The 19,754-nt window shown below is 68.2% G+C and carries 15 protein-coding genes, 1 tRNA gene and 2 riboswitches; of the genes, 11 read left to right on the top strand and 5 right to left on the bottom strand.

What is annotated here, in order from left to right; translation table 11 throughout:
- Window positions 1-11 precede the first annotated feature (11 nt).
- Window positions 12-311, top strand: coding sequence for a flagellar protein FliT (gene fliT, locus AC1Z3W_RS37035; RefSeq protein ID WP_483509508.1), 300 nt, complete (start codon window positions 12-14; stop codon window positions 309-311).
- Window positions 312-596: 285 nt separating this feature from the next.
- On the opposite strand, the gene AC1Z3W_RS37030 is transcribed toward fliT, so the two are convergent.
- Together AC1Z3W_RS37030 and AC1Z3W_RS37025 are read right to left on the bottom strand one after the other, a co-directional pair.
- Window positions 597-2,192 carry a TIGR04222 domain-containing membrane protein gene (locus AC1Z3W_RS37030; protein ID WP_483509507.1) on the bottom strand — a complete coding sequence of 532 codons (1,596 nt, stop codon included), beginning with the start codon at window positions 2,190-2,192 and terminating at the stop codon, window positions 597-599.
- Window positions 2,193-2,374: 182 nt separating this feature from the next.
- Window positions 2,375-2,450, bottom strand: a tRNA-Arg gene (locus AC1Z3W_RS37025).
- Window positions 2,451-2,702: 252 nt separating this feature from the next.
- Here AC1Z3W_RS37025 and AC1Z3W_RS37020 point away from each other — a divergent pair.
- Window positions 2,703-3,596 (top strand): c-type cytochrome, encoded by an 894-nt coding sequence (locus AC1Z3W_RS37020; RefSeq protein WP_057926429.1) that lies wholly within the window; start codon window positions 2,703-2,705, stop codon window positions 3,594-3,596.
- A 188-nt stretch (window positions 3,597-3,784) separates the two neighbouring features.
- Here AC1Z3W_RS37020 and AC1Z3W_RS37015 read toward each other — a convergent pair whose 3' ends face one another.
- A complete protein-coding gene (locus tag AC1Z3W_RS37015; protein WP_057926428.1) occupies window positions 3,785-5,872 on the bottom strand; it encodes a UvrD-helicase domain-containing protein in 2,088 nt (695 codons plus the stop codon).
- A gap of 440 nt (window positions 5,873-6,312) precedes the next feature.
- On the opposite strand from AC1Z3W_RS37015, the gene AC1Z3W_RS37010 reads away from it, so the two are divergent.
- The 7 genes from AC1Z3W_RS37010 to AC1Z3W_RS36980 all read left to right on the top strand — a co-directional run bounded on the left by AC1Z3W_RS37010 (window position 6,313) and on the right by AC1Z3W_RS36980 (window position 15,735).
- On the top strand, window positions 6,313-7,365 hold the full coding sequence (locus AC1Z3W_RS37010; RefSeq protein WP_057926427.1) for an oxidoreductase: 1,053 nt from the start codon (window positions 6,313-6,315) through the stop codon (window positions 7,363-7,365).
- Window positions 7,366-7,568: 203 nt separating this feature from the next.
- Window positions 7,569-7,937, top strand: a complete 369-nt coding sequence (locus AC1Z3W_RS37005) for a hypothetical protein (protein ID WP_057926426.1) — start codon at window positions 7,569-7,571, stop codon at window positions 7,935-7,937.
- A gap of 121 nt (window positions 7,938-8,058) precedes the next feature.
- Window positions 8,059-8,162, top strand: a riboswitch (glycine riboswitch).
- Between the two features lie 33 nt (window positions 8,163-8,195).
- Window positions 8,196-8,328: riboswitch (glycine riboswitch) on the top strand.
- An 85-nt stretch (window positions 8,329-8,413) separates the two neighbouring features.
- Complete coding sequence (gcvT, locus tag AC1Z3W_RS37000; protein ID WP_483509506.1) at window positions 8,414-9,532, top strand: glycine cleavage system aminomethyltransferase GcvT; 1,119 nt, start codon at window positions 8,414-8,416, stop codon at window positions 9,530-9,532.
- A gap of 124 nt (window positions 9,533-9,656) precedes the next feature.
- The gene (gene gcvH, locus AC1Z3W_RS36995) at window positions 9,657-10,037 is read left to right on the top strand and encodes a glycine cleavage system protein GcvH (RefSeq protein WP_057926424.1); all 381 of its coding nucleotides are present in this window, start codon (window positions 9,657-9,659) and stop codon (window positions 10,035-10,037) included.
- Between the two features lie 62 nt (window positions 10,038-10,099).
- Window positions 10,100-13,027 carry an aminomethyl-transferring glycine dehydrogenase gene (gene gcvP / locus AC1Z3W_RS36990; protein ID WP_483509505.1) on the top strand — a complete coding sequence of 976 codons (2,928 nt, stop codon included), beginning with the start codon at window positions 10,100-10,102 and terminating at the stop codon, window positions 13,025-13,027.
- A gap of 152 nt (window positions 13,028-13,179) precedes the next feature.
- The gene (locus AC1Z3W_RS36985; RefSeq protein WP_057926422.1) at window positions 13,180-14,316 is read left to right on the top strand and encodes an alginate lyase family protein; all 1,137 of its coding nucleotides are present in this window, start codon (window positions 13,180-13,182) and stop codon (window positions 14,314-14,316) included.
- A gap of 30 nt (window positions 14,317-14,346) precedes the next feature.
- Window positions 14,347-15,735, top strand: a complete 1,389-nt coding sequence (locus AC1Z3W_RS36980; protein WP_124834632.1) for an L-serine ammonia-lyase — start codon at window positions 14,347-14,349, stop codon at window positions 15,733-15,735.
- A gap of 67 nt (window positions 15,736-15,802) precedes the next feature.
- Here the strand turns inward: AC1Z3W_RS36980 and AC1Z3W_RS36975 are convergent, their stop codons facing one another.
- Both AC1Z3W_RS36975 and vapB read right to left on the bottom strand, forming a co-directional pair.
- Window positions 15,803-16,204 (bottom strand): type II toxin-antitoxin system VapC family toxin, encoded by a 402-nt coding sequence (locus AC1Z3W_RS36975; protein ID WP_124834633.1) that lies wholly within the window; start codon window positions 16,202-16,204, stop codon window positions 15,803-15,805.
- The gene (gene vapB, locus AC1Z3W_RS36970) at window positions 16,204-16,440 is read right to left on the bottom strand and encodes a type II toxin-antitoxin system VapB family antitoxin (protein ID WP_057926419.1); all 237 of its coding nucleotides are present in this window, start codon (window positions 16,438-16,440) and stop codon (window positions 16,204-16,206) included. The genes AC1Z3W_RS36975 and vapB overlap by 1 nt, the downstream gene beginning before the upstream one ends.
- A gap of 471 nt (window positions 16,441-16,911) precedes the next feature.
- Between vapB and AC1Z3W_RS36965 the strand changes: the two genes are divergently transcribed.
- Together AC1Z3W_RS36965 and AC1Z3W_RS36960 are read left to right on the top strand one after the other, a co-directional pair.
- Window positions 16,912-18,615 carry a thiamine pyrophosphate-binding protein gene (locus AC1Z3W_RS36965; RefSeq protein WP_124834634.1) on the top strand — a complete coding sequence of 568 codons (1,704 nt, stop codon included), beginning with the start codon at window positions 16,912-16,914 and terminating at the stop codon, window positions 18,613-18,615.
- Window positions 18,612-19,706, top strand: coding sequence for a glycosyltransferase family 9 protein (locus tag AC1Z3W_RS36960; protein ID WP_124834635.1), 1,095 nt, complete (start codon window positions 18,612-18,614; stop codon window positions 19,704-19,706). The genes AC1Z3W_RS36965 and AC1Z3W_RS36960 overlap by 4 nt, the downstream gene beginning before the upstream one ends.
- Window positions 19,707-19,754 lie beyond the last annotated feature (48 nt).

Below are 19,754 nucleotides of genomic sequence, written 5' to 3'. Positions count from 1 at the left end.
CGGAGCGAACCATGGAACAGCATCAACTGATCGCGCGGCTGAACGCGCTCACCGACGACATCGAGCACGCAGCGTCGATGGCCGACTGGGCAGAAGCCGCGCGCCTCGCGGAAATCCGCTCGCCGCTCGTGATGGCGCTGACCGCAAACGAGCCGCCGGAAGGTCTCGCCGCGATTCGCCGCATCCAGGCCAGCAACGAACGGATTTTCGCCGAAGCCCATCTCGCTCAGCGCGAGCTGGCCGACGAATATCATGGGGCAATGGGCCGCGTGCAGGCCGTCGGCGAATACCACGACATGGCGCGCCTGTAAGGCCGCCCGGCGCGCCGCCCGACGCCGCGCGCCACCCACGGACAACAACCACTACACGCCGAAGTGAGGGCGTGCTCGTTCGCCTCGATGCCCGCCCTGCGCGGGCATTTTTTTGTCCGGCCGATTCTGCGGATACACCGACCCGCCACGCGCTTCAGCGTCGACTTGCTGCGGAATCGCTGCTTCGATCCGCGCCGCTACGCTCAATCGCCGCAATCCGCCTGCCCCGGGTTCGCCTACCCGTCACCGCATGACCCGCCATCCGCGATGCGTCGCCTCAACGACTCAACTACTCGACGAACACCCGCCGCAGCTACTCGAACTGCACGAACTGGAGCTGCATGAACTCGACGACGAACAACTCGACCCGAAGTCGCTCGAGTTGCTGCCGGACGACGCCCCCATCGATCCCCCCCCGCGCGCCGCCGTCATCAGCGGCGGCGGCTCCATCAACGCGCTCGCATGCATCGCCCACACGGTGCCGGCCAGCGCGCCCGCGCCGAACAGGGCGGTGGCCCACAACAGATCGTCCGGCGTACTGTGTTCGTCCCGGTGATCATTCCGGTGCGCGGCGAGCGTCGCCTGCCCGCCGACCGACAGGCCACCGCGCCCGAAACCGGTCATGCGCGCCGCGATAATGCGGTACGCGATCGCGAACACCGCCATGCCGATGCCGAGCAGCAGCACCGGCCGCCCGCGACTCAGCCCGACCGCGAGTTTCGCCATGCCCGTGCCCAGCACGGCCAACACGATCGCGCGCGCGGCCAGCCGCGCCGTGCGCATCTCGCCGGGCGCCCAGAGCCAGCCGCGCCGGCACATCGCATTCGCATATCCCGATGCTCGATGCGCAAGAAGCCGGCAGAACGCGCCGTAACTCACCTCCCCGTCCGGCTGCCCGGCCAGCCATGCGCACTCTTCCGCGTAGTCGCCTGCACGCGCCGGATCGCGGATCTGGACGCGCGCGCCCAACCGTCCGGCCATCCTCAGGTCGATCGCACCCGCCTGGATCAGCGACAGCGTCATGACCTGCACGACCCGCGGCTCCTCGCCCGTGATGTACGCGACCTCCTCGGCCGTCAGGTCCGGCATCGCTTCGCGGGTGAATACGCTCCTGCGCCGGCAACGGTATTCGATCTGCTGCAAACAGACGATCACCAGCAGCGCGACGACGCAGGCCGGTATATAGAAGGCGAGAAACTGCGGCCCCGTGTAGTTCAGCACGTTGAAGTCCTGTGCCGACGCGCAGGTCGCGGCGACGCTTGCGACAGCCGCGGGCCACAGCAGCTTCGGCAGATTCGGCAGCCGGCTGCGCCAGCTTCTGCGCGCTGCGGGAGCCGCCGCGGCTTCCGGCCCGGGCTCGCCCGGCGCACGTGCGACCGGCCTGTCATCCGCCCGCGATGCCCGGTGGCCGGCACGCGACCGCACGGGCTGCGGCCAGATCGACACGGGCGGCTCGCAGCCGAACAGCCGGCGATAGCTGTCGAGCGTGTCGCGATAGCGCTGGTCGTACACGACGGCCTCGTCCGGCGCGCCGGTGCCGGGCATGTGATGCAGCCTTGCCTGCAGCACGTCGGCACAGAACACGTCCCAGTACTCGACCGTGTACTGCAGGTGGAAATGCCAGGCGGCATCGACCGCGACCGACGGCGTAACCGGGTGCCCGGCCGCCTGCGCAAGGAACGCGAAACGCTTGTATTCGTCGATCACGGCCAGCGCGTGCGCATGCGTCCAGCCTTCCGCTTCGGCGAGGCGGCGGCTGTATGGCAGCGCGGCGTGCGGGTCGTCGGGGGAATAGGCAAGCAGGCGCGTAAGCAGCGCCTGCTGCGCGTCGGTCAGCGCGCGGGCATTGCCTGCGGCCGGGAGAGACGGGTTGGCTGCCATCGTGAGAATCGGCGCGATGCGCGGACGGCCGCCGCGATCGACGCTTGGAGTTGTCGTTGCGGGGGATTCTCGCATAACGACGCGGCAGCGAAGCGGCGCGGTAAACGGCCGACTGCGCAACGCGACGCTTCAGCGAATTCAGAAAACGGATCGGGAAATTCGGTGCCTGGAATCAGGCCATTTGGCGCGCCCGGCTGGGATCGAACCAGCAACCCCTGCCTTCGGAGGGCAGTACTCTATCCATTGAGCTACGGGCGCGTATGACAGTGAACCGACCCCAACAAACCGGCCGCCCACCATTGGCAAGACGGCAAGGATACCCGGTTTCCCCTGACGCGTCCACCTTGCCCGCCGAAACCCCGTCAGGCCACGATTCGTGCGGGTAAACACGCGCCATCGCACCGCTCGCCGTGATGTAAACGTTCCGTCTATAATCGTCCGTGCTTCATTGGACTGCCATTTTGCCGTTGCACCGCGCTCACAATTCCTATTCATGGAGACGAGGCAAGCATGAGCGAAGCACCCCACGAATCTCCCGTCAAAACCCCCGGGCAGCTGATTGCCGTCATCATCGCGTCGTTCGCGATCCCGATCGCCCTGATCGTCCTGTTTGCCACCTATGCCAACCACGCGTTCCGTTCGGGCGCGGGCACGGACGCGCTCTCCGACGAACAGGTCGCCGCGCGCATCGCACCGCTCGCCAAGGTCGACGTGAAGGACGCCAACGCGCCCCGCACGTACAAGACCGGCGAGGAAGTCTACAAGGCCGTGTGCGTGACCTGTCACGGCACGGGTGCCGCGGGCGCGCCGAAGTTCGGCAACAAGGACGACTGGGCGCCGCGCATCTCGCAGGGCTTCGACACGCTGCTGAAGACGGCGCTGTCGGGCAAGGGCGCGATGCCGCCGCGCGGCGGCACGAGCCCCGACGATGTCAGCGACTACGAGATCGCCCGCGCAATCGTCTACATGGCGAACAACGACGGCGCGAACTTCCCCGAACCGGCGGCGCCGGCCGCCAACGCGCAGCAGGCCGCAAGCGGTGCGGCAGGCGCGTCGGGCGCGGCCGATGCCGCGAGCGCGCAGATCGCCGCCGCGCAGGCCGCGATCGCCGCGATCCCGAAGGCCGGCGAAAAGCCCGCGGCCGCGCCGACGAGCGCCGACGCCGCATCGGCCGGCAAGGCGCTGTACACGCAAGTCTGCCAGGCCTGCCACGCAGCCGGCGTGCTCGGCGCGCCGAAGTTCGGCAGCAAGGAAGACTGGGCGCCGCGCCTGAAGGACTCGATGGACACGGTCTACAACTACGCGCTGCACGGCAAGGGCGCGATGCCGCCGAAGGGCGGGTCGAACGCGTCGGATGCCGACGTGAAGGCCGCCGTCGACTACATGGTCAACGCGGCGAAGTAACGCAAACAGCTATCGGCCACACCGCCGTCGGCCCGTAAAAAACCCCCGCGCTGCGCATGCCTCGCGGGGGTTTCGTTTTGCCGAATCGTGTCGAACCTCGCGACGACGGCCGCCTGCCGGATCGCCATCATCACCGGGCCGCCGAAGCGTCGTCCGACTCGACGACCGCCCGGCAACACCGCCACACGTCACTTCTGCAGCAACGCCTTCAGGCTCGCGAGCCGGTCCTTCGGCGTCATCGGCGCTTCCTCCGGCGTCGGCGGCGGCGCTTCGTCGAGGCCCATCTCGGGGATGAAGCGCGACGCCTCGCACACGACCGTCTCTCTCGCCCGCTTGCGCTTCTTGCACCAGTTCAGGTGCAGGCTGCGCTGCGCGCGCGTGATCGCGACGTACATCAGCCGGCGCTCCTCCTCGATCCGCTCGCTGTCGATCGGGCCGTCGTCCTCGGAACCGCCGCGGTGCGGCATGATGCCCTCCTCGACGCCGACCAGGAACACGTGCGGATACTCGAGCCCCTTCGACGCATGGACGGTCGACAGCCGCACGGCATCCGGATCCTCATCCTTGCCTTCGAGCATCGACATCAGCGCGACGGTCTGGATCAGGCCGAGCAGGTTCTTGCCGGTGTCCGCCAGCCCGTCCGCGTTGTGGAAGCCTTCCGCCTCGCCGTCGACAGCCTCCGTCTCGGGCTTGGTGCCCTTGCGCTTCAGCCATTCGAGGAATTCGAGCACGTTCTGCCACTTCGACTGCGCCTGCCGCTCGTCGAACGCGTCGTACAGGTAGGCCTCGTAGTGGATCGCTTCCATCATGTCGTCGAGCACGACGGTCGCGGGCTCCTTGTCCGCGCGATCGGTCAGCCGCTGGATGAAGTCGCAGAACATGCGCAGCGGCTCGACCTGGCGCGCGGACAGCCGCGCCTCGATCCCGCCCATGTACACGGCCTCGAACAGCGACACCTTCGCCTGGCCCGCGAACGAGCCGAGCGCTTCCAGCGTCGTGTTGCCGATCCCGCGGCGCGGCGTCGTGACCGCGCGGATGAACGCGGGATCGTCGTCGGCGTTCGCGATCAGGCGCAGGTACGCGCACAGGTCCTTGATCTCGGCCTTGTCGAAGAACGACTGGCCGCCCGACAGCACGTACGGGATCCGCTCGCGCCGCAGCACCTGCTCGAAGATCCGCGCCTGGAAGTTGCCGCGATACAGGATCGCGTAGTCGCGGAACTGCGCGCGCCGCTCGAACTTGTGCGCGGACAGCCGGAACACGACCGATTCGGCTTCGTGCTCCTCGTCGTTGCACGGCGTGACGGTGATCGAATCGCCCATCCCGTGCTCGGACCACAGCTTCTTCTCGAACAGCTTCGGGTTGTTCGCGATCACGTTGTTCGCGGCGGTCAGGATCCGCACCGTCGACCGGTAGTTCTGCTCGAGCTTGATCAAGTGCAGGTTCGGGAAATCCTTGCCGAGCTGCGCGAGATTCTCGAGCGTCGCGCCGCGCCAGCCGTAGATCGCCTGGTCGTCGTCGCCGACCGCCGTGAACGCGGCGCGCTTGCCTGCGAGCAGCTTCACCAGTTCGTACTGGCACGCGTTGGTGTCCTGGTATTCGTCGATCAGCAGGTAGCGCAGCTTGTTCTGCCAGCGGTCGCGCACCTGCTCGTTCTTTTCGAACAGCTCGGCCGGCAGGCGGATCAGGTCGTCGAAGTCGACCGCCTGGTACGCATGCAGCGTCGCGACGTAGTTGCGGTAGACCAGCGCCGCCTGGTGCTCGTCCTCGTTGGCCGCGATCGTCATCGCCTCCTCGGGCATGATCAGGCCGTTCTTCCACAACGAAATGGTGCTCTGGATCTTGCGGATCAGGCCCTTGTCGGTGGTGCCGATCTGCTCCTGGATCATCCCGAAGCAGTCGTCCGAATCCATGATCGAGAACTGCGGCTTCAGGCCGACGTGCTCGGCTTCCTGGCGCAGGATCTGCACGCCGAGCGAGTGGAACGTGCACACGGTGAGCTGGTTGACGGGCACCTTGCGGCCTTCCTTGCCGGGCGTGGTGAGCGTCTTGCCCTCCAGCAGCTTCGACACGCGCTCGCGCATTTCGGCGGCGGCCTTGTTCGTGAACGTGACGGCCGCGATATGGCGCGGCTCGAAGCCTTTCGCTTCGATCAGGTGCGCGATCTTCTGCGTGATCACGCGGGTCTTGCCGCTGCCCGCGCCGGCGAGCACGAGGCAGGGACCGTCGAGGTAGCGCACCGCTTCGTTCTGAGCGGGGTTGAGGCCTGCGGACATGATGGCGGATGATGTTGCGGTTGACGGCGGAACGCCGGGAGGATGCCGCACGCGGCAGGCCTGGGATGCAGGCGGACACACGGGCAGGACGCGCATGTTAACACGTCGGCGGCGCGCTTTTCGGGAGCCCCGCCGGGCGGGGCCGCGCGGGCAGGCCGCCGTTTCGCCCCCCTGTCCGATCGGCCAATCCGGCCCCATCCACGGCCCGATCGGCCACAATGGACCCTCGTCGGCGCGGCAGCACCGGTTCCGCGGTCGGCCGCGCGCAGTGCACGCCAGTGCCGCGCCAAACGCCGGCTGCAACCGCGCGTGCGCCGTGCCCGGCCGTGCATTTTGCCGAACGCGCCGGTGCGGGCCGCCGCGCCATGCCAAAATAGCCGGTCGTCCTCGCGCCTCCACGGCGCGCCATCCTTTCGTTTCGTACGCAGCCAGGGATTGCCATGTCGTCATTGCTCAGGATTGGTTTGATGGGTTTCGGTTTCGCCGGCGCGACATTCCACGCGCCCGTGATCGCCACGAGCGGTCGCACCGAGGTCGCCGCGATCGCGACGGGGCAGCCCGATCGTGCGCGCGCCGCGTATCCGGGCGCGCGCATCGTCCCCGATCTCGATGCGCTGCTCGGTCTCGACGACATCGACTGCGTGGTGATCGCCACGCCGAACGACACGCACTTCACGCTCGCGCGCCAGGTGCTCGAAGCCGGCCGCCACGTCGTCGTCGACAAGCCCGTCACGCTCACCGCCGACGAAGCGCTCGCGCTCGCGCGGCTCGCGAACGCGCGCAGCCGCCTGTTCGCGCCGTTCCACAACCGCCGCTGGGACGGCGACTTCCTCACCGTGCGGCGCATCGTCGAATCCGGCGAACTCGGCCGGCTCACCTATTTCGCGTCGCACTTCGACCGCTTCCGCCCGACCCCGCGCACGCGCTGGCGCGAGGAGCCCGCACGCGGCGGCGGCCTGCTGCTCGACCTCGGCCCGCACCTGATCGACCAGGCGCTCGCGCTGTTCGGGCTGCCGGAAACGGTCAGCGCGACGGTCAAGACGCGCCGCGACAACGGCACGGCGCCCGATTTCGTGCACCTGCTGCTCGGCTATCCGGACAAGGACGTCGCGCTGCACGCGAGCGCACTGTCGGCGATCGAGCCCGCGCGCTTCACGCTGCACGGCACGCGCGGCAGCTACCAGAAGTTCGGGCTCGACACGCAGGAAGACCAGTTGAAGGCCGGCCTCACGCCCGACCATGTCGAGTTCGGCGGCGGCAACCCGCCCGGCGTACTGCGCACGCTCGACGGCGACGTCGAGGTCGAGCGGCCGGTACCGACGCTCGACGGCCAGTATGCGGAGTTCTACCGCGCGCTCGCCGCGTCGGTCCACGACGGCGCGCCGTTCCCGGTCACGCCGCAGGACGCCGTCGACGTGATGACGATCATCGAGCTTGCCGCGCAGAGCGAACATGAAGGCCGCCGGGTACCATTCGTGCGCCGCATCGTCTGACGGCCCGCCAGCCGGGTCGGTGCCGACCCGGCCGCCGCCATCCCGCGCCGCGCCGCACGCCGGCAACGGCCATGCGTCAGCCGCCTCGGCGGCACGGCCCCGAACATTCCGTTACAAATAGTGCGGGAACGAAAGTCAGCGTTCGTCCGGTCTGACGCGTTTCTCAAAAAGTCGATCCGACACCAAACCGTCAGGAGAATGTGATGCAACGGTTGATTCGCGCAGCGGCATGCTGCGTCCTGGTTTCCTCGCTCGCGGCCTGTGTCGTGCAGCCGCAGCGGCCGGCCCGACAGGTGCCGCCGCCCCCGCCGCGGCCGAATCCGCAGGTCGTCGCGAACGACCGTCTGCAGGAGGTCCAGGGCCGGATCGACAACCTGCACCGCCGGATCGACGCGCGCGTCAACGGCGGCTACTACCCGCCGCCGTACGGCGCGCAGCTGCACCATCGCCTCGACGTGATCCGCCAGGAAGCGAGCGACATGTCGGCCCAGCACAACGGCGGCCTGTCCGGCGACGAGCAGCGCGTGCTGAACCAGGAACTCGACACGGCCGCGCGCGCGATCGGCGAGTAATGCCGGCAACGCCGGCGCCCGCGGGTGCCGGCAAAAGCGGCTGCACCCCGCGCCGCCGCTTGTCGCGAAACGACATTCTTTTGCTCAAATTGACAACGCCCACCCGCTCGCGTACAGTCGCCCGCACGCGTCGGGAGAGCGTGTGACCGCGTAGCTAGCAACGCCGGTCGCGCCGCCGAAGGGGCACACCCGCAAACTCTCAGGCAAAAGGACCGACCGCGTCGGGGAATCCCGTTCCGCGCATTGCGCGGGCCGCACTCCCCGCACTCTGGAGAGCGGCAGTAGCCCGTTGCGCCCATGCGGCGCGGGCAAGCTGCCCACCGAAGGGGCGCGCGTTCGCCGGCCTTGCCTGCAGCGCAATCTCTCAGGTATCGAGGACAGAGGGGCATGTACCGGATCGTTTCGCAGGCCTGCGGCCGCGACGCTCGGCACATGGCCGTTCTGACCCGCGCGCAAGCGCCTTGCCTGAGGCCTCGATGACTGCACTGAATCACACCCCGCTCAACGCCGCGCACCGCGCGCTCAATGCCCGCATGGTCGACTTCGGCGGCTGGGACATGCCCGTCAACTACGGCTCGCAGATCGAAGAACACGAAGCCGTGCGCACCGACGCCGGCATGTTCGACGTGTCGCACATGTGTGTCGTCGATTTCACCGGCAGCCGCGTGCGCGCGTTCTTCGAGCACGCGATCGCGAACAGCGTCGGCAAGCTCAAGACCCCCGGCAAGGCGCTCTACTCGTGCCTGCTCAATCCGCAGGGCGGCGTCATCGACGACCTGATCGTCTATTACTTCACCGAAGACTTCTTCCGCGTCGTCGTCAACGCCGGCACGGCCGAGAAGGACATCGCGTGGTTCAACCAGCTCAACGAACAAGGCGGCTACGGCCTGACCATCGCACCGCGCCGCGATTTCGCGATCGTCGCCGTTCAAGGCCCGAACGCCCGTGAAAAGGTCTGGACGACGGTGCCGGCCGCGCGCGCCGCGACCAGCGAACTGAAGCCGTTCAACGCCGCGCCGGTCGCCGGCACGCCGTTCGGCGATCTCACCGTCGCGCGCACCGGCTACACCGGCGAAGACGGCTTCGAGGTGATCGTCCCGGCCGTGCACGTCGAAGCGCTGTGGACCGCGCTGCAGCAAAACGGCGTGCGCCCGTGCGGGCTCGGCGCGCGCGACACGCTGCGCCTCGAGGCCGGCATGAACCTGTACGGCCAGGACATGGACGAGACCGTGTCCCCGCTCGACGCGGGCCTCGCGTGGACGGTCGACCTGTCGACGCCGCGCGACTTCGTCGGCCGCGCCGCACTCGAGGCAAACGGCACCCGCGCCGCATTCGTCGGCCTGATCCTGCAGAAGGAAAACGGCAAGGCGGGCGGCGTGCTGCGCGCACACCAGAAGGTCGTCACGCCGCACGGCGAAGGCGAAATCACGAGCGGCACGTTCTCGCCGTCGATGCAGGAATCGATCGCGTTCGCTCGCGTGCCAGCGACTGTGCAGATCGGCGACACCATTCATGTGCAGATTCGAGACAAGCAACTTCCCGCGCGCGTGGTAAAACTGCCGTTCGTGCGCAACGGCAAGGTCCTCGCTGCGTAACGACCGAGAAGCGGCCGGGAGGCCGCCTCCCGGAAAGCCGGGAAATGGCGCCCGGCGTAACCACACCCGGCGCGCCCGGCGGCGCGCCAGCATAACGAACACACCTTTTATCCAGGAGCATCCGATGAGCAACGTCCCGGCCGATCTGAAGTACACCGACGAACACGAGTGGATCCGCACCGAAGCCGACGGCACGCTGACGGTCGGCATCACCGATCACGCGCAGAGCACGCTCGGCGACATCGTCTTCCTCGAACTGCCGCAAGTCGGCAAGTCGGTGAATGCGGGCGACGCGGTCGGCGTCGTCGAATCGGTGAAGGCGGCATCCGACATCTACTCGCCGGTGTCCGGCGAGGTCGTCGCCATCAACGAAGAAGCCGCCGACTCGCCGGAAGAAGTGAACAGCGATGCATACGGCACGTGGCTCTTCAAGATCAAGCTCGCGGCCGGTGCATCGACCGACAAGCTGATCGACGCCGACGCATACAGCAAGCTGATCGACTAATTTTTCTTACCCGAACCGCGCGCGGCCGGCCAGCCGGCTCCGCGCGGGACCAGAGTCACGCCATGAAGCTCGAACACCCGGACCGCCTGATGAACCGCACGCCCCTCTCGCTCGCCGCGCTCGAAACGCACGACGCGTTCGCAGAACGCCACATCGGCCCCGATGCCGCCAGCCAGCAGGCCATGCTCGACACGCTCGGCTTCGCATCGCGCGCCGCGCTGATCGACGCCGTGATCCCGGCCTCGATCCGCCGCGCCGAAACGCTGCCGTTCGGCCCGTTCGCGCAGCCGAAGAGCGAGGCCGAAGCCCTCGCCGCACTGCGTGTTCTCGCGGACAAGAACCAGGTGTTCCGCTCGTATATCGGCCAGGGCTATTACGACTCGCACACGCCGGCCGTAATCCTGCGCAACGTGCTCGAAAACCCGGCGTGGTACACGGCCTACACGCCGTACCAGCCCGAAATTTCCCAGGGTCGCCTCGAGGCGCTCCTGAACTTCCAGCAGATGGTCGCCGACCTCACGGGCCTCGCGATCTCGAACGCGTCGCTGCTCGATGAAGCCACCGCCGCGGCCGAAGCGATGACGCTGCTGCAGCGCACCGGCAAGCCGGCGTCGAACGTGTTCTACGTCGCCGACGACGTGCTGCCGCAGACGCTCGAAGTGATCCGCACCCGCGCGCTGCCGATCGGCATCGAGGTCAAGACGGGCCCGGCGGCCGACGCCGCGCAGGCCAACGCGTTCGGCGTGCTGCTGCAATATCCGGGCGTCAACGGCGACGTGCGCGACTACCGCGCGCTCACCGAAGCGATCCACGCGGCCGGCGGCCATGTCGTCGTCGCGGCGGACCTGCTCGCGCTGACCGTACTGACGCCGCCCGGCGAATGGGGCGCGGACGTCGCGGTCGGCAACACGCAGCGCTTCGGTGTGCCGATGGGCTTCGGCGGCCCGCACGCCGCCTACATGGCCGTGCGCGACGAATTCAAGCGCCAGATGCCGGGCCGCCTCGTCGGCGTGACCGTCGACGCGCAGGGCAAGCCCGCGCTGCGCCTCGCGCTGCAGACGCGCGAACAGCACATCCGCCGCGAGAAGGCGACATCGAACGTGTGTACCGCGCAGGCGCTGCTCGCGATCATGGCGAGCATGTACGCGGTCTACCACGGCCCGCATGGCCTGAAGACGATCGCGCTGCGCGTGAACCGCATCGCGGCGCTCCTCGCCGCCGGCGTGAAGCAGCTCGGCTTCGCGACCGTCAACGACACGTTCTTCGACACGCTGACGATCGACACCGGCACGCGCACCGCGCAGGTCCATGAATTCGCGAAGGCCAAGCGCATCAACCTGCGCCGCGTGAGCGACACGCAAGTCGGCGTGTCGGTCGACGAAACGACGACCCGCGACGACCTCGCCGATCTCCTCGCCGTGTTCGCGCAGGCCGCGGGCGGCACCGCGCCGGGCGTCGACGCGCTGGACGCGGGCCTCGCCGGCGTCGCCGCGCTGCCGGCCGGCCTCGAGCGCACGAGCGCGTACCTGACGCACCACGTGTTCAACCGCCACCACTCCGAAACCGAAATGCTGCGCTACCTGCGCAGCCTGTCGGACAAGGATCTCGCGCTCGACCGCTCGATGATCCCGCTCGGCTCGTGCACGATGAAGCTGAACGCGACGTCGGAAATGCTGCCGGTCACGTGGCCCGAGTTCGGCGGCATCCACCCGTTCGCGCCGGCCGAGCAGACGGTCGGCTACCGCGAAATGATCGACCAGCTCGAGCAGATGCTCGTCGCGGCTACCGGCTACGCGGCCGTGTCGCTGCAGCCGAACGCCGGCTCGCAGGGCGAGTACGCGGGCCTGCTGATCATCCACGCGTACCACGCATCCCGTGGCGAAGCGCATCGCGACGTGTGCCTGATCCCGGCATCCGCGCACGGCACGAACCCGGCGTCCGCGCACATGGCCGGCATGAAGGTCGTGGTCGTCGCGTGCGACGCACAAGGCAACGTCGACATCGCCGATCTGAAGGCGAAGGCCGAGCAGCACGCGAACGACCTCGCGGCGATCATGATCACGTATCCGTCGACGCACGGCGTGTTCGAGCAGAACGTCCGCGAGATCTGCGAGATCGTCCACGCGCACGGCGGCCAGGTGTACGTCGACGGCGCGAACATGAACGCGATGGTCGGCCTGACCGCGCCGGGCCAGTTCGGCGGCGACGTGTCGCACCTGAACCTGCACAAGACCTTCTGCATCCCGCACGGCGGCGGCGGCCCGGGCGTCGGCCCGGTCGCGGTCGGCGCGCACCTCGCGAAGTTCCTGCCGAACCAGCGTTCGAGCGGCTACGCGCGCGCGGAAGACGGCATCGGCGCGGTGTCGGCTGCCCCGTACGGCTCGGCGTCGATCCTGCCGATCTCGTGGATGTACATCGCGATGATGGGCGCGAAGAACCTGACCGCCGCCACCGAAACCGCGATCCTCAACGCGAACTACATCGCGAAGCGCCTCGCACCGCACTACCCGGTGCTGTATTCGGGCCCGGGCGGGCTGGTCGCGCACGAGTGCATTCTCGACCTGCGTCCGCTCAAGGAAACGAGCGGCATCAGCGTCGACGACGTCGCGAAGCGCCTGATGGACTATGGCTTCCACGCGCCGACGATGAGCTTCCCGGTGCCGGGCACGCTGATGGTCGAGCCGACCGAATCGGAATCGCAGGAAGAACTCGACCGCTTCATCGCCGCGATGATCGCGATCCGCGACGAAATCCGCGCGGTCGAGGAAGGCCGCGCCGACCGCGAGGACAACCCGCTGCGTCACGCGCCGCACACGGCAGCCGTCGTCACCGCGAACGAATGGCCGCACGCGTACTCGCGCGAGCAGGCTGCGTACCCGGTCGCGTCGCTCGGCACGAACAAGTACTGGCCGCCGGTCGGCCGTGCGGACAACGCCTATGGCGACCGCAATCTGTTCTGCTCGTGCGTGCCGATGTCGGAATACGCATAACGCGCGCCGCGCACCGGAGTCCGATCGTGACCGAACCGCACGCAACCGCCGGTTGCGTGCGGTTTTTGCATTCGCCGCCCGGCCATCCGGTTCACGTTCGTCCGCCAATCCGGCTAACATCACACGCGATCCAGCCAATCAAGGAGTTCCGCATGGTGCGTCCGATGTTTCCGGGCCATGGTGCAACGCAGGAGCGGCCGCGCACGCGCCGCTTCGTGCCGCTGCTCGTCGCGTCGCTGTCGCTTGCCGCCGCCGGTCTCGGCACGGCCGGCAGTGCGCGCGCCGCGATGAATTTCTGCGCGGCGCCCGCGTTGCAGGCGAGCGAGACGACGCAGGCCGAGCCGGGCGTGCAGGCGCTGATCCGCAGCGTCGACGCGCGCATCGGCGAGCAGCCGAAAGCGATGGCGCGCGTGCACACCGAGGGCACGCTGCCGCACGAAGGCATCTACGACCAGAGCGCCGACGCGCTGAAGGACATGGAGCTGATGCGCGACGCCGCGCTCGCGTGGCGCGTGACGAATGCGCCGCGCTACCTGCAGCTCGTCGACCGCTTCCTGTCCGCGTGGGTCTCGACCTACCAGCCGAGCTTCAACCCGATCGACGAGACGCGCTTCGACAGCCTGATCATCGCGTACGACATGACGGCGAGCGCGCTGCCGGTCAAGACGCGCAACGCAACCGCGGCGTTCATTGCGAAGCTCGGTGCCGGCTATGTCGCGCAGATCGACGCGCAGAAGCGTCCGCTCACCGGCACGTGGCGCAACAACTGGCAGAGCCACCGGATCAAGCTGATCGCGCTGTCCGCGTTCACGCTCGGCGACCGCAAGATGATGAACGCCGCGCAGCGGCTGTTCGTCGAGCATCTCGCCGACAACATCGGCCCGGACGGCAAGACCTGGGATTTCGACGAGCGCGATGCGCTGCACTACGCGGTGTACGACCTGCAGCCGCTGGTGACGGCCGCGCTCGCCGCGCGCCGCTTCAACCGCAACTGGCTGCGCGAACGGGGCGCGAACGGCGCGACGCTCGCCGCCGCGCTCGACTGGCTCGTGCCGTACGCGCTCGGCGAGAAAACACACGAGGAATTCGTGAATTCGCCGGTGCCGTTCGACGCGAAGCGCCGCGAGGCCGGCCTGCCGGGCTACACGGGGCAGTGGGACCCGAAAAACGCCACCGAACTCTTTCATCTGGCCGCGCGGCTCGACGGGCGCTATGCCCGCGTCGCGCGGCAGCTATCCGTCATGCCGCCCGCATGGCTGGCCGCGTGCCTGCCATTGCAGGCGCGCTAGCACTATTCTTAAAGCAAGGCAGGAATCGAAATGGCAGTCAGCGTGTTTGACCTCTTCAAGATCGGCATCGGTCCGTCCAGTTCGCATACGGTCGGACCGATGCGCGCGGCGCTGATGTTCGTCCAGGGCCTCGAGCGCGACGGGCTGCTCGACGCGACGGCCAACGTGAAGGTCGAGCTGTACGGCTCGCTCGGCGCGACCGGCAAGGGCCACGGCACCGACCGCGGCGTGATGCTCGGGCTGCTCGGCGACGCGCCCGACACCGTCGATCCCGATACGATCGACGCGCGGCTCGAAAACGTCCGCCAATCGAAGAAGCTCGCGCTGCTCGGCACGCATCCGGTGCCGTTCGTGCTGAAGGAGAACATCGCGTTCTACCGGCAGGCGCTGCCCGAGCACCCGAACGGGATGAAGCTGCGCGCGTCCGACGCAAATGGCGCGGTGCTGGTCGAGCGCACCTACCTGTCGGTCGGCGGCGGCTTCGTCGTGACGGCCGGCGCGCCGAACACGAAGGTGCTGAGCGCGGCCGAGCAGATGACGCATCCGTTTCGCACCGGCGCCGAGCTGCTCGCGCTGACCGAGTCGACCGGCAAGTCGATCGCCCGGCTGATGTGGGAAAACGAGCGCGCGTGGCACACCGAGGAACAGACGCGCGACGGGCTGCTGAAGATCTGGGCCGTGATGCAGTCGTGCGTGTCGCGCGGCTGCGGGATCGGCAACCCGGAGGCCGACGGCAACCTGCCCGGCCCGTTCCAGGTGAAGCGCCGCGCGCCGCAGCTGTATCGCGCACTGACCGGCGACCCCGAACGGGCGCTGCAGGATCCGCTGTCGATGGTCGACTGGATCAACCTGTATGCGATCGCGGTCAACGAGGAAAACGCGGCAGGCGGGCGCGTCGTCACCGCGCCGACCAACGGCGCGGCCGGCATCATCCCCGCCGTGCTGCACTACTACACGCGCTTCACGCCGGGCGCGAATGAACAGGGTGTGATCGACTTCCTGCTGACGGCTGCCGCGATCGGCATTCTGTACAAGCTCAACGCATCGATTTCGGGCGCGGAAGTGGGCTGCCAGGGCGAAGTGGGCGTCGCGTGCTCGATGGCGGCCGGCGCGCTCGCGGCCGTGCTCGGCGGCACGCCGCACCAGGTCGAGAACGCGGCCGAGATCGGGATGGAGCACAACCTCGGCCTCACCTGCGACCCGGTCGGCGGGATGGTGCAGATCCCGTGCATCGAGCGCAACGCGATGGCATCGGTGAAGGCCGTCAATGCGGCGCGCATGGCGCTGCGCGGCGACGGTTCACACTACGTGTCGCTCGACTCGGTGATCAAGACGATGCGCGAGACGGGCGCCGACATGAAGACGAAGTACAAGGAAACGTCGCGCGGCGGGCTGGCCGTGAATATCGTCGAGTGCTGATGCGGGACCCGACGGTAATGCGGGATATCGATTTACCCCGCATTACCGTCGGCCCCAACATCCGGCACTAATCGTTCAGCCAGTTCTCCAGTCGCAATCCCGGGTAGCTGACGAAATCCCGCTCGTTGTTGGTCACGAGGACGACATCGAGCGACACCGCATGAGCGGCGATCAATTTGTCGAGGTGATCCTTCTTCCGTTCGCGGGTTGCCTCACGAACCGGACCATACGCTTGCGCGGCTGCCGCGTCGAACGGTGCAACGGGAATATCGTCGATCAGCGCGGCAAGATTGCGGCGCTCGCGGGCAGAACCCGCACACACGGTGACGCCGTACTCGAGCTCGGCATACGTAATTGCCGACATCACGACGTCCCCCGTGTAGCACTGCGCAAATCGCTTCGCCACCTGCTCAGGCTGGTTCTTCATCAAATAGATGCACATGTTGGTGTCGAGCATATAGCGCGGCATCACAAACCCTCACGTTCGGCTTGCTCCTGGTCGCCACGGCCTTCGGCCATGAAATCCGGCCCAAATTTCGCGAATTTCTCGAGTACGTGGGTCAAAGGCCGCCGCGCCGGCCGGATACGGATTTCGTCACCGATGCGCTCGATTTCCAGCTCAATATCGCTGCGCTCATAGGCAAGGTCCGCAGGAATTCGCACGGCCTGCGAGTTGCCGTTCCGAAATACCCTCGTGGTATGCATGTCGATCTCTCGTCGGATGTACGCTGGATGTACATTATACGACGCCACACGCAATGTAAATCCATGTGTGTACACAACACGCCCTCCCGTGGAATTCCGATCGATCTGCCAGGATCGATTCGCTTGTCATCGCCGACACACCGATTTCCGCCTCACTCTCCCCCGACAGACGCACCGCACGGAATTTCGCGCGTCACGATCATTGCCGGCGCGTATGCAGCATGCGGAACATCTCCACGATGCCGCGTCGGGTGAACGAACGCGATACACGAGCACATCGCCCGGCTCGACATCCATAGCGCTCACTTTTCACCGTCGGGCGCGCACGCGCAAGCTGGCCATTCGGTCAATCGAAACCCGGGTGCGCGCCCCGAACCGCCCAGCGTTCCGACACTTTTCACCGGCCGGCGTACCGGCGCCCCACCAACGGGCGTAAGCTGTACGTCCCGCTACCCAGGGAGACGGCAGCCCATGTCGCATTCCAAGGATCTCGAGCCGCGCGCCACCACCGGTGCGCGACTGCTCGTCGATGCGTTGCTCGCCAATCACGTCGAACGCGTGTTCTGCGTGCCGGGCGAGAGCTTCCTCGCCGTACTCGACGCGCTGGCGGACGACACCGCGCGCATCCAGACGGTCGTCTGCCGCCACGAGGCGGCGGCCGCGAATATGGCCGAGGCAGTCGGCAAGCTGACCGGCCGCCCCGGTATCGCGTTCGTCACGCGCGGGCCCGGCGCGACCCACGCGTCGATCGGCGTGCACACCGCGTTCCAGGATTCGACGCCGATGATCCTGTTCGTCGGCCAGTGCGCGCGCGAGCATCTCGACCGCGAAGCCTTCCAGGAAATCGACTACCGCCGGATGTTCGGCCAGATGGCCAAATGGGTCGCGCAGATCGACGACCCGCGCCGCATTCCCGAATACCTGAGCCATGCGTTCCACGTCGCGACGTCCGGCCGCCCCGGCCCGGTCGTGCTCGCGCTGCCCGAGGACGTGCTGTCCGAAGCGTGCGCGCAGCAGCCCGCCGTGCCGGCCGCGAAACGCATTGCGGCGTCGCCGTCGGCGGCGCAACTCGACGAACTGCGCGAACGGCTCGCGCGCGCCGAGCGGCCGTTCGCGATCGTCGGCGGCAGCGGCTGGACGCCCGACGCATGCGCGAACCTGCGCACCTTCGTCGAGCGCTGGCAGCTGCCGGTTGCGTGCGCGTTCCGCTTCCAGGACACCTTCGACAACGCGCACCCGAACTATGCGGGCGACGTCGGCCTCGGGATCAATCCCGCGCTCGGCAAGCGGATCCGCGACGCCGACCTGCTGCTGGTGCTCGGCCCGCGCCTCGGCGAAGCCACGACAGGCGGCTACACGCTGCTCGACATCCCGAAGACGCGCCAGACGCTGATCCACGTGCATCAGGGCGCCGACGAACTCGGCCGCGTGTATGCGGCCGACCTGCCGATCGTGTCGGGCATGCCGGAGATCGCGGCACCGCTCGCCGCGCTCGAACCGCCGGCACAGCCCGCGTGGGCCGGCACGGCCGCCGACGCGCACCGCGCGTACCGCGAATGGCATGCGCCGCTGCCGATGCCGGGCGACGTCCAGCTCGGCGACGTGATGGTGCAGTTGCGCGAGCGCCTGCCGCACGACGCGATCCTCACCAACGGCGCCGGCAACTATGCGATCTGGCTGCATCGCCATTTCGCATACCGGCACTTCCGCTCGCAGCTCGCGCCAACCAGCGGCGCGATGGGTTACGGGCTGCCGGCGGCGCTCGCCGCGAAATCGCTGTATCCGGCGCGGGCCGTCGTCGCGCTCGCCGGCGACGGCTGTTTCATGATGGCCGGCAACGAACTTGCAACCGCGATGCAGTACGGGCTGAACATTGTCGCGATTGTCGTCAACAACGGGCATTTCGGCACGATCCGCATGCATCAGGAGCGCAACTATCCGGGCCGCGTGCACGGCACGGGGCTCACCAACCCCGATTTCGCCGCATATGCGCGCGCGTTCGGCGCGCATGGCGAAACGGTCGAGCGCACCGCCGACTTCGCGCCGGCACTCGAGCGCGCACTGACCTGCGGGATGCCTGCACTGATCGAGATCCGCATTCCGCAGGACGCCAGCACGCCGGCCGCGACGCTCGAGCAGATCCGCGAGCAGGGCCGCCGCGCGCGCGGCGAATGACCGTGGAAATGGGCGCCGCGCCGGCCGGTCTCGCGCTGTCGCACGACGACGCGCTCATCCATCCCGGCACGCTGCTCGCGCCCGACGGGACGCTCGTCGCGCCGTACGACTTCGAGCACGGCAACGATCGCGCGGAAGGCTGCGTGCCGGCCGCACCGGCGCTCGGCCTGCTGCACGCAGTTCGCCGGCCGTTCCGGCTCGACTACGACCGCACGACGGACGTGCACGTGATCAACGGCATGGGCGTCGCGCTCGGCGATTCGGTGATCGGGCTGACCGCACTCGCCGCACTGCGCACGATGCATCCCGGCCTGCGCTTCACGCTGTACCGGCCGGCCCGCGCGCCGGGCTACGTCGGCACGCTGTATGCGCTCGCGGCCGACGTCGTCGCGCCGTCGCATGCATTGCCGTATGCAGCCGACGCACTGCCCGCCCATACACCGTGCATCGATCTCGGCAATCACCTGTACTGGCCCGCGTTCGCGCGACAGCCGATGATCGACTTCTTCCTCGACGCACTCGGCGCAGATCCGGCCGCGGTACCGGCCGCCGCGAAGCGCAATCGCTGGCTCGCGCAGCTTCCGCTGCCCGCGCTGCCGGCCGAATGGCAGCGGCCGTACGTGCTGTTCTGCCCGAGCGCGAGCACCGCGGTGCGCAGCGTGCCGCCCGCGCTGCGCGCGGCATTCGTCGACCGGCTCGCGCAGCGCTACGGGCTGCCGGTGGTCGGATTCGGCCCTGTCGTGCATCCCGCCTACGTCGACGTGGGCCACGACGCGGCCGACACCGCGCGCTTCATTGCATGGGTCAGGGGAGCGAGCGTGCTATTCGCGCCCGACACGGCCGCGCTGCATCTCGCGGACGGCTTCGACGTGCCGACACTCGGCTGCTTCACGACGATCGAGCCGGCCATGCGCGTGCGCGACTATCCGCACTGCGTGCCGGTCGCGCTCGACGTGCCGGCCGAATTGCACGGGCTGCATCGCAGCGAACAGCCGGACGATCTCGCGGCGGTCGAAGCCGCCTACCGCGCGATCGACTGGGATGCATTGCCGTGGCCGGCGCCGCGCGAAGCGGCGGCTGCGGCCGGATAGAAAAAAGGGAAGTCATCGCGGGAAAGATCGAACGCGCAGCGGCATCGA

This window comes from Burkholderia sp. 10_S31, from assembly GCF_056930375.1.
Note: the sequence above shows the minus strand (reverse complement) of the source record. Positions and strands in the feature narration are given on the sequence as shown.

Excerpts from the sequence above, each read along its gene's own strand:
- gcvP (WP_483509505.1), top strand. The coding sequence starts at position 10,100 with ATGAAGCTCGAACACCCGGACCGCCTGATGAACCGCACGCCCCTCTCG.
- AC1Z3W_RS36960 (WP_124834635.1), top strand. The coding sequence starts at position 18,612 with ATGACCGTGGAAATGGGCGCCGCGCCGGCCGGTCTCGCGCTGTCGCAC.
- gcvH (WP_057926424.1), top strand. The coding sequence starts at position 9,657 with ATGAGCAACGTCCCGGCCGATCTGAAGTACACCGACGAACACGAGTGG.
- AC1Z3W_RS37020 (WP_057926429.1), top strand. The coding sequence starts at position 2,703 with ATGAGCGAAGCACCCCACGAATCTCCCGTCAAAACCCCCGGGCAGCTG.
- fliT (WP_483509508.1), top strand. The coding sequence starts at position 12 with ATGGAACAGCATCAACTGATCGCGCGGCTGAACGCGCTCACCGACGAC.
- AC1Z3W_RS37015 (WP_057926428.1), bottom strand. The coding sequence starts at position 5,872 with ATGTCCGCAGGCCTCAACCCCGCTCAGAACGAAGCGGTGCGCTACCTC.
- AC1Z3W_RS37005 (WP_057926426.1), top strand. The coding sequence starts at position 7,569 with ATGCAACGGTTGATTCGCGCAGCGGCATGCTGCGTCCTGGTTTCCTCG.
- AC1Z3W_RS36965 (WP_124834634.1), top strand. The coding sequence starts at position 16,912 with ATGTCGCATTCCAAGGATCTCGAGCCGCGCGCCACCACCGGTGCGCGA.
- gcvT (WP_483509506.1), top strand. The coding sequence starts at position 8,414 with ATGACTGCACTGAATCACACCCCGCTCAACGCCGCGCACCGCGCGCTC.
- AC1Z3W_RS36985 (WP_057926422.1), top strand. The coding sequence starts at position 13,180 with ATGGTGCGTCCGATGTTTCCGGGCCATGGTGCAACGCAGGAGCGGCCG.
- AC1Z3W_RS36975 (WP_124834633.1), bottom strand. The coding sequence starts at position 16,204 with ATGCCGCGCTATATGCTCGACACCAACATGTGCATCTATTTGATGAAG.
- vapB (WP_057926419.1), bottom strand. The coding sequence starts at position 16,440 with ATGCATACCACGAGGGTATTTCGGAACGGCAACTCGCAGGCCGTGCGA.
- AC1Z3W_RS36980 (WP_124834632.1), top strand. The coding sequence starts at position 14,347 with ATGGCAGTCAGCGTGTTTGACCTCTTCAAGATCGGCATCGGTCCGTCC.
- AC1Z3W_RS37010 (WP_057926427.1), top strand. The coding sequence starts at position 6,313 with ATGTCGTCATTGCTCAGGATTGGTTTGATGGGTTTCGGTTTCGCCGGC.
- AC1Z3W_RS37030 (WP_483509507.1), bottom strand. The coding sequence starts at position 2,192 with ATGGCAGCCAACCCGTCTCTCCCGGCCGCAGGCAATGCCCGCGCGCTG.